This window comes from Aeromicrobium sp. PE09-221, from assembly GCF_002174305.1.
GTDB lineage: Bacteria > Actinomycetota > Actinomycetes > Propionibacteriales > Nocardioidaceae > Aeromicrobium.
In genome coordinates, this window is record NZ_MIJB01000027.1 from 124,269 (window position 1) to 134,129 (window position 9,861).

At 67.8% G+C, this 9,861-nt stretch carries 7 protein-coding genes; all 7 read right to left on the minus strand.

What is annotated here, in order from left to right:
• Window positions 1-1,299, minus strand: a complete 1,299-nt coding sequence (locus BHE97_RS15145; RefSeq protein ID WP_087624860.1) for an ammonium transporter — start codon at window positions 1,297-1,299, stop codon at window positions 1-3.
• 143 nt (window positions 1,300-1,442) lie between these two features.
• Window positions 1,443-2,654: a signal recognition particle-docking protein FtsY gene (gene ftsY, locus BHE97_RS15150; RefSeq protein ID WP_087624861.1), complete on the minus strand. Its 1,212-nt coding sequence runs from the start codon at window positions 2,652-2,654 to the stop codon at window positions 1,443-1,445.
• Window positions 2,655-2,758: 104 nt separating this feature from the next.
• Window positions 2,759-4,375, minus strand: coding sequence for a thiol reductant ABC exporter subunit CydC (gene cydC / locus BHE97_RS15155; RefSeq protein ID WP_087624862.1), 1,617 nt, complete (start codon window positions 4,373-4,375; stop codon window positions 2,759-2,761).
• A complete protein-coding gene (gene cydD / locus BHE97_RS15160; protein ID WP_087624863.1) occupies window positions 4,372-6,063 on the minus strand; it encodes a thiol reductant ABC exporter subunit CydD in 1,692 nt (563 codons plus the stop codon). The genes cydC and cydD overlap by 4 nt, the downstream gene beginning before the upstream one ends.
• On the minus strand, window positions 6,053-7,057 hold the full coding sequence (gene cydB / locus BHE97_RS15165) for a cytochrome d ubiquinol oxidase subunit II (RefSeq protein ID WP_087624864.1): 1,005 nt from the start codon (window positions 7,055-7,057) through the stop codon (window positions 6,053-6,055). Before cydB ends, cydD begins: the two co-directional genes overlap by 11 nt.
• A 14-nt stretch (window positions 7,058-7,071) precedes the next feature.
• On the minus strand, window positions 7,072-8,502 hold the full coding sequence (locus BHE97_RS15170; protein ID WP_087624865.1) for a cytochrome ubiquinol oxidase subunit I: 1,431 nt from the start codon (window positions 8,500-8,502) through the stop codon (window positions 7,072-7,074).
• Window positions 8,503-8,757: 255 nt separating this feature from the next.
• A complete protein-coding gene (locus BHE97_RS15175) occupies window positions 8,758-9,696 on the minus strand; it encodes a hypothetical protein (protein ID WP_087624866.1) in 939 nt (312 codons plus the stop codon).
• Window positions 9,697-9,861: the final 165 nt, after the last annotated feature.

The window sequence follows — 9,861 nt, forward strand, 5'->3', positions numbered from 1 at the left end:
TCAGGCTCCTGTCGTGAGGGTGGATCCGCCGGTACTGGCCAGATCGTATGCGGACTCTCCATGCTCGGCGAAGTCGATTCCCGAGACTTCCTCTTCCTCGTCGATGCGCCATCCCAGGATCGCCTTGACGATCAGGCCGACGATGAGCGTGGCGACACCGGACCAGAGCATGGCGTAGAGCGCGATGAGGGCCTGGACGACGAGCAACCGGACACCGTCACCGTAGAACAACCCGCCGGCGGTCGCCAGGAAGCCGATGCCCACGGTGCCGACCAGACCACCGACGAGGTGGACGCCGACGACATCGAGAGAGTCGTCGTAGCCGAAGCGGTACTTCAGGCCCACGGCCAAGGCACACAACGCGCCTGCCACGACACCGAGGATCAGCGAGCCGATCGGGCTCAGCGCACCGCATGCCGGCGTGATCGCGACCAGACCGGCGACGACACCCGAGGCAGCGCCGAGGCTGGTGGCCTTCCCGTCGCGGATCTTCTCCACCAGGATCCAGCCGAGGATCGCCGCGGAGGCCGCCGCCGTGGTGTTGACCCACACCAGACCGGTCTCACTGACGAAGCCCTCCAGGTCGAAGCTCTCCGCGTCCGGGACATAGGAGCCGACATTGAAGCCGAACCAGCCGAACCACAGCAGCCCGGCGCCGAGCATCGTCAACGGCAGATTGTGCGGACGCATCGGCTCGCGGCCGAACCCGCGGCGCGCCCCGATCAGCAGGACCAGGACGAGCCCGGCGACGCCGGCGTTGATGTGGACGACCGTTCCGCCGGCGTAGTCCACGGGTGCTACGGCCGCGACGCCGTCGACGAGGCCGTACAGCTTGGCTGCCAGACCGCTGGCGGCATCGGACAGGAAACCGCCTCCCCAGACCTGATGGGCCAGCGGGAAGTAGGAGAGCGTCACCCACAGCGGCAGGAACAGCAACCACGCCGAGAACTTCACCCGGTCGGCGATGGCACCGCTGATGAGGGCCGCGGTGATGATCGCGAAGGTGACCTGGAAGGCGATGCTCACGTAGTCGGTCGCCGCCACCCCCTGCAGACCGAACAGATCGAAAGGATTGCCGAACAGTCCGAGAACGCCCGAACCGTACGCCGTCGACCATCCCCAGAGGACAAAGACGGCGGGGATGAGGGCGAGCGCACCGAACGACATCATGATCATGTTCAGCACGGACTTCGCGCGGGTCATCCCTCCGTAGAAGAGCGCCAATCCCGGCGTCATCAGCAGCACGAGCGATGCCGATGCGAGAATCCAGGCGGCGTACGCGGCGTAGCCGGTATCCATGAGACCTCCAACGAGAACCACGGACGCGAGGATCGCGCCCGTGGTCCTACGGTGGTCGTCGGTCGTTTCGCGTCCGCCACGTGGATGTTGCGGCCACGTATCGACATCTCCGCCTGTGTTACATCGACGTGTCGTGTGCGAGCTCAGGCGAGCAGCGCGTCGACGAACTCCTCGGCGTCGAAGGGGGCGAGGTCGTCAGCGCCCTCACCCAGTCCCACGAACTTGACGGGCACGCCGAGCTCGCGCTGCACCGCGATGACGATGCCGCCCTTCGCGGTGCCGTCCAGCTTGGTGAGCACCACGCCGGTGACGTCGACCACCTCGGAGAACACCCGCGCCTGGGTCAGGCCGTTCTGACCGGTCGTGGCGTCGATGACGAGCAGCACCTCGGTGACGGGTGCCTGCTTCTCGACCACGCGCTTGACCTTGCCCAGCTCGTCCATGAGCCCCGCCTTCGTGTGCAGGCGGCCGGCAGTGTCGATCAGGACGACATCGGTGCCCTCGGTGATGCCTCGCTTGACGGCGTCGAAGCCGACACTCGCCGGATCGCCCCCCTCGGGACCGCGGACCGTCGGGACGCCGACCCGCTCGCCCCAGGTCTCCAGCTGATCGGCGGCAGCCGCACGGAAGGTGTCCGCCGCGCCGAGCAGGACCGACTTGCCCTCAGCCACCAATACGCGTGCGAGGCGGCCGACTGTCGTGGTCTTGCCGGTCCCGTTGACGCCGACCACGAGGACGACTCCTGATGCCCCGTCGTCCCCGGTCGAGTGCAGCGTGCGGTCCAGCGACGGCCCGACCAGGCCGATGAGCTCCTCGCGCAAGATGGTGCGCGCGCGGTCGGCATCGGACACTCCCTCGGCCGACAGCCGTGCCCGGAGATTCTCGACGAGCTCGGTCGTGGGGCCGACGCCGACATCGGCCGCGAGCAGGGTGTCCTCGATCTCCTCCCAGTCGTCTTCGCTGAGCTTGCCGCCACCGAGCAGGCTCAGGAGGCCCTTGCCCAGGCTGCTCTGCGAGCGCGCCAGCCGGGCCCGCAGCCGCACCATCCTGCCCCGAGGAGGCTCGGGCACCTCGACGGAGGGAGCCGCAGGATCCTCGACGGGGACCTCGGCGGTGGGCGTGCCCGTCCCGACGGCTGCCGGCTCGTCCAGCTCGACGAAGTCGTCCTCGAGCAGTCCGTCGTCGACCGGACCGGGCTCGGGCTCCTCCGGATGGTCGATGGTGCGCTCGGTGATCTGGTCGAGGTCACGGGGCGACGGCAGGCCACGGTTCTTGCGCGATACCAGCAGTCCGATGCCGGCACCGGCCACGACGACGACCGCGATGAGCAGGATGATGAGCAGTTCGGTGGTCACGGCATCCACCCTAGGAGATGGCGGTGCCCGTGCCTGACACCCCGCCGCCGGTCCGCGCCACGGGACCCTCCCCTCTCGCGGAGTGGTGTCACTCCGCGAGAGGGTCAGAGCCGGACGGGTGCGGCGCCGAGCTGCACCACGCGGTCAATCCGCTCCAGCACCTCGGGGGCGTGGGAGATGACGATGACGCTGCGCTCGGGCGCGAGGCTCAGCAGATCGTCCATCAGCGCACGCGCGGTCGGGGCGTCCAGATGCTCGGTCGGCTCGTCGACCACCACGATCCGATGCTCTCCCAGCATCAGGCGGGCGAGCGCCAGACGCTGTCGCTCGCCACCGGACAACCTGCTTCCGTGCTCTCCCACCGGCGTATCGAGGCCACGTGGCAGTGATCGCACGAAATCGCCGAGACCCGCCCGGTCGAGTGCCGCGAGAGCGCCCTCCTCGTCCACATCGGGATCGGCGATTCGGAGATTCTCGCGGATGGTGGTGTCGAAGATGATCTCGTCCTGGCCGAGATACCCGATCCGGGACCGGACCTCGTCGGAGGCGAGATCGCGGATGTCGACACCGCCCAGCAGGACGCTTCCGCCGCGCGGTTCGATGAGTCTCAGCAGGGTGTACGCGAGGGTCGACTTGCCGATACCGCTGGGGCCGGTGACCGCGACGACATCACCCTGCTCGAGGTCCAGGTCCAGGCCGTCCACGAGTGTCGTGTCCCAGCCGACCGCGACACCGCGGAGGCGCAAGGACCAGCCGGTCGGCAGGGCCGCGGGCTGGTCCGGATCGACGACGGGCGCGGGCAGATCCGCGAGTGCGGCGACTCGCGCATCGGCGTCGGCGACGGACGGCCGATGCCGCTCGGCATCGCCCCATGCCTCCAGCGGCTCCGACAGGGCGATCGGCGCGAGCACCAGGACACCGATGACCACGACCGGCGCCCCGGCCGACCAGGCGGCCACGAGCGCCACGGCCGCGCCGGTCACTGCCAGCACGATGGCCGAGGCGAGTCCCACCGCCCCCGCACCCCGCCGTTGTGCGGCGGCGAGCTCGTCGATCGACCGGCCCGTCTCCCGGCGGAAACGGTCACCTGCCCCGTATGCCACGAGATCTGGGCCCGCGAGCACGACCTGCGACATGTCGGCGGCCAGCCGCCCTCGCGCCGCGGCGGCGAGGCGGCCGTCGCGACGGGCGGTGATCCGAGCGACCGTCGCCCGGATCGATACCGCGCTCAGGGCCACGCCAGCTGCGACCACGAGACCGGAGCGGAGATCGAGTGCGGCCACCACGCCGACGACCACCGCGGCGGCGAGCAACCCGGTCCACCACGGCAACCGGATGCGCAACAGGCGGTCCTGGCGGGTCTGCACATCCGTCACGACTCGGCTGACCACGTCGCCGCGCCGTTGTCCGGTCAGTCCCGCAGGGGCGATGCGGTTCAGCTGCCGGTAGACGCCGACCCGGTCGGCCGTGGCGTCGCGCAGAGCGACGTCATGGGTCAACAATCGCTCGACGTAGCGGAAGACGGCGCGCGCGATGCCGAAAGCACGCACCGAGACGATCGCCACCATGAGGTAGAGCACCGGGGGCTGCTGGGCCGCTCGGACGATGAGCCATGCGGCGGCCAACAGCAGTCCGATCGCCGAGAGTTGGGCGAGCACGCCCATCAGCACGCCGAGACCGAGCCGCCGTGCTCGCTTCCCGTCGCGTCCCTCCCTGCTCATATGACCTCCCCCTGGACCGAGATGTGCTCCCCATTCGTTGACCGGGAGCTTCCCTGGTTGACGGACAGGGAGCACATCTCGGTCCAGGCCGGAGCGATGGCGACGATGCGGTCAGCAGCCGCGATGGTCTCCGGGCGGTGAGCGACGGTGAGCACGGTGACTCCCAACTCGCGGATCGTCGCGATGACGGCCGCCTCGTGCTCGGCATCGAGACCGGCAGTCGGCTCGTCCAGGAGGACCAGCCACGCGCCTGTCTCCCGCACCCGCAGCAGCGCGCGGGCCACGCCGAGGCGGCGGCGCTCCCCCGCCGAGAGATCCGAAGCATCCTCGCGGACGGGACGATCCAAGGCCAGCGGCAGGCCCACGTCGCGGAGAACGCCTTCGACGACCGCATCCTCCACGCCGGCACATCCGAGCATCACATTGTCACGCACCGTGCCGTCGATCAGGCCCGGAACCTGCGGTACCCAGGCGATCCGCTCACGCCAGGTGGTGATATCGAGATCGGCGAGGTCCGCGTCCCCCACCCGCACCGTCCCCGTGTCCGGCTGGACCATGCCGAGCAGGACCGCCAATAGCGTCGACTTGCCGCCCCCGGATGGTCCGGTGACGGCGACGAACTCACCGGGAGCCACCGTGAACCGGTCGACCTGCAGGGCGGGACGTCCTCGGTCCCCGTAGTCGACCCGCAGGTTCTCGACCGTCAGATCCACCGCACCCGGCGGGGCGGGCTCGGTACCTTCGTGTCGCTCATGATCGAGCAGGTCGAGGATCTCCATGGTGGCTTCCGCGCCCTCTGTCGAATCATGGAAGAGGGTCCCGACGCGGCGCACGGGCAGATAGGCCTCGGGGGCCAGCAGCAGGACGATCATCGCGGGCCTGAGCTCCATATTCCCCTCGACGACACGAAGCCCGACGCTCACCGCCACCAGTGCCACCGAGATGGTAGAGAACAGCTCCAGCACGAGGGAGGAGAGGAAGGCGAGCCGGAGGGCGCGCATGGACTCCTGACGATGCCGATCGCCGGTCTCACGCAGGCCCTTCTCCTGGGGGCGTCCGAAGATCTTGAGCACGACGAGCCCGTCCAGCACATCCGCGAAGTGGCGCCCCAGCCGTTCCATCGCGGCCCATCGACGTTGGACCTTGTCACGGGTCAGCAGTCCGACCAGCGCCATGAACACCCCGATCAATGGCAGCGTCACGATGATGATGACCGCGGACAGCAGATCGACCCAGGCGATGACCACGATCACCGCGGCGGGGACGATCGCGGCGAGGGCGAGTTGCGGCAGGAAGCGGCCGATGTAGCCGTCGAAGGCATCCATACCGGGGCCGAGCAGCGCGATCACCCGCGAGCTCTCCGGGCGGGGCCCGAGACGGCGGGGATCGAGCAGGTCGTCGACGACCTCCGACCGCAGTTCGGCTTTGACCCGTACCGAGGCGCGTTCGGCCACCACCGAATGGAGCCACGCGACGACCGCGCGCAGCACGAAGGCCGCGGCGATGCCGAGCGGCAACGCGACGAGTGCCTGCCCCTCGAAACGGCGCGCCACGACCCCGGCCACCATCCACGAGACGGCGATGACGAGCACCGCGGTCGCGGTGCCGAGGACCACGCTCCACATCAGGTGCCGACGGACCGTCGCGGACCGCCGCACCAGGCGCGGATCGAGCGGTCTAGTGGGCATCGGCGGGGATGTTCTCGGTGCTGATGCGCTTGCGGAAGACCCAGTAGGACCAGATCTGGTACCCGATCACGATCGGCAGGAAGATCACGGCCGACCACGTCATGATCTTCAGGGTGTACGGAGTCGACGCGGCGCCTTCGACCGTCAGCCCGTACGCCGGATCGACCGTGGACGGCATGACCTCGGGGAACAGCGCCACGAAGAGCATCGTCACGACCAGACCGATCGCGACGAAGGTCCCGGTGAAGGCCCAGCCGTCGCGCTGGGCGAAGGAGGCGAGCATCGCCGCCACGAAGGCGGCGGCGCCGAGGAGGCCGATCGCCCAGACGATCGCGTCCCCATGTGAGAGCCCGGTCCAGACGATGAAGGCGACGGCCAGGGCACCGGCCACCAGTCCACAGCGCTGAGCGAACACATGGGCGCGTTCGCGGATATCGCCCGAGGTCTTGAGGGCCACGAACAGCGCGCCGTGGACCAGGAAGACCGACAACGTGACCAGGCCACCGAGTAGTGCATAGGGATTGAGGAGGTTGAAGAAGCCTCCTACGTACTCGCCACCGGCGTCGATGGGGACACCGCGGACGATATTGGCGAAGGCCACTCCCCACAGCAGGGCGGGCACGAAGGACCCGACGATGATCATCCAGTCCCAGCGGTCCTTCCACTGCTGCTCGTCACGCGTGCCGCGGTACTCGAAGGCGACACCCCGCACGATCAAGGCGATCAAGATGAGGAACAGGGGCAGGTAGAACCCGCTGAACAACGTCGCATACCACTCGGGGAAGGCGGCGAACATCGCACCGCCGGCGACGATCAGCCAGACCTCGTTGCCGTCCCAGACGGGACCGATCGTGTTGATGAGGACCCGGCGTTCCTTGTCGTTCTTGGCGAAGATGCCGACGAGCATGCCGACCCCGAAGTCGAATCCCTCGAGCACGAAGTAGCCGACGAATAGGAAGGCGATGAAGATGAACCAGAGTGTGGTGAGTTCCATGAGTCCGTCCTCGCTCAGTACGCGAACGCCAACGGGGCGTTGGGGTCGTCATCGGGTTCTTCGGCGGGCGGGTTGGCATCGGGCAGCCCCTTGCCGATGAAGCGCAAGAGCAGCTTGACCTCGATGACCGCGAGGATGCCGTACAGCAGGGTGAAGCCGATCATGGACGTCCAGACCTGCGCGGCGGAGACCGAGGGCGAGACTCCCGTGGCCGTGGGCATCAGGCCGAAGACGACCCACGGCTGGCGTCCCATCTCGGTGAAGATCCAGCCGAAGGAGTTGGCCGCGATCGGCAGCAGCGGCATCATGACCGCCGTGAACAGCAGCAGCTTGGTGCGGCGCGTACCGACCTGGGGCGTACGCCCGCCCCGGATAGACCAGAGCAGCCAGGCACCGCCGATCATCGCCAGTCCGCCGGCGGTGATCATCATGCGGAAGCTCCAGTACGTGACCGGGATATTCGGCGAGAAGTCCTCCAGACCGGTCTCGCTGTAGGTTTCGCGATATTCCTCGTTGAGGGAGTCGATGCCGCGCACCTCACCGTCGAAGGATCCGGTGCCGAGATAGGACAGCAGGTGCGGGATCTCCAGCTGGAAGATCGGCTCGCTGCCGTCGAGGGTCCCGATGGTCAGGAGGGAGAAGGGCGCGGGTTGAGCATCCTCGTAGAGGCCCTCGGCCGCGGCCATCTTCATCGGCTGCACCTCGGTCATGACCTTGCCCTGGATATCGCCGGTGACCATGGTGCCGAGGCCGGCGATCAGGAGGGCGATCGCTCCGAGCTTGACGCCGCTGCGGTAGGCGCTGGCGTCCTCACCCGGCTTTCGGACGAGCTTCCAGAAGGCGACACCCGCCACGAACCCGCCGCCGACCATGAACGCGGCGAAGAGCGTGTGCGGCAGGGTGATCAGGACGACCTTGTTCGTGAGCACGTCGGCGAAGCTCTCGAGCTCGGCGCGGCCGCGTTCGGCGTTGTAGGTGTAGCCGACCGGGTTCTGCATGAACGAATTGGCCGCGAGGATGAAATAGGCACTCACGGCCGTGCCGATGGCGGCGATCCAGATGCACGCGAGGTGCAGGCTCGGCTTGAGCCGGTCCCAGCCGAAGATCCACAGGCCGAGGAAGGTCGACTCGAGGAAGAACGCGAGGAGCCCCTCGATCGCTAGGGGAGCGCCGAAGATATCGCCCACGAACCTCGAATAGGACGACCAGTTCATGCCGAACTGGAACTCCTGCACGATGCCGGTGACGATGCCCATCGCGAAGTTGATGAGGAAGAGCTTGCCGAAGAACCGGGTGAGCCGGAGCCACTTCTCGTCCCCGGTCCGACGCCAGGCCGTCTGCATGATGGCCACGAGGAAGGCCAGCGAGATGGTCATCGGTACGAAGAAGAAGTGGTACACCGTGGTGATACCGAATTGCCAGCGCGCGAGGTCCAGTGCCTCCATCGCCATCGTCCTTTCGCCACAGTCGGCACGACCCTGTGCCGACTGCCTCAGAGTACGCCCGCGAAGGGGTCATGTTCCATTTTTCACAAGGCTTTGTGACAATCTTCACAAGATGGGTAGCGGGGACAGCCAGCCCTCCGCTCCCCGGCCCCGCGAGTGGTGCAAATTCGCCCTCACTTCGACGTTATGAGGGCGAATTTGCACCACTCGCGGGCAGAATTGCACCACTCGATGTCAGCGACGATCGCGCGGATGTCACCCAGCACGTCGCGAACGTGGCGGCGCATCGCGCACGAATCGCTGCAGACGTCGGGACAAGGCACGCCGACCGGCCGGGTGGGCGACGCTGCGCCTGATCTCGTCGCGGGCAAGTGCCACATTGGCCCGTCCCGCCGTCCAGCCCAATACCCGCTCGGCATCGGCCAGCACCTCATCGAGACGATGGACGATGTCGTCGAGCGTGTATCCCCACCGCTCGATCCCCCACCGGTGGAGAAGCCTGTCGCGCCGCAGGTCGCGACGATGCATTTCGGGGGTTCGGTGGTCACCGCCGTCGTACTCCGGCGCGTAGCGCGTTCCGCGGATGCGCAGATCGAGGCTCCAGACGATCTCCCCGATGTCATCGCGCAGCTCCGAATGCACATCGACGGGGACACCCGCGAGCACGTAGGACAGCCGAAGAAGGGACTCCATCGCCGACTCGCTGCGCCGATCGGTGAACGCCAGAGCACGTCTCAGATTCCGTACGCCGCGACGACCCGGCACCATTGCGGCGATGATCCGTTCGGGCGTGGTGTGGCCGAGGCGCAGCGCGCTGTCGATCGCGATGACGAGGTCCACGAACGACAGGTGTTCGGCGAGTTCGAGGATCGTCCACTCCGGCGACGCCACCGGCAGACCGCGGAACAGCACGCGATGAGCCGCCGGGATCCGGCATCGGCGCACGTACACACCGCGACGTTCCAGATGCGCCGCATCCCCGTCGCTGCAGGCAATGAGGAGCTCATGTTCCAGGCGCGTCAGCCACCATCCGCGCAGTCGGGCGCTCGTGAGATGGGTGAAGACATCAGTCGGCCCGAGTCCCAGCGCGACCGCCCGGCAACGCTTCCATAGGTCGCCGGCGTCCTCGACGCTCATCGCCACACCGTCAACCGGATGCGCGAACTGTCCCGAGCGCAGCTGCTTCGGTGTCACTCCGTGGGTATCAGCCTCGCCATGCCTGAACGGCTCCATGGCGGCAGGATGCGTCAGTTCTGTTTACTCGACGACCGGCTATCCACAGGCTGCGCGTGGAGTCTTCACGGCGCCGGGTGCACCGAGTGGCGCAAGCGTGACCACGAGTGGTGCAAGTTCGCCCTC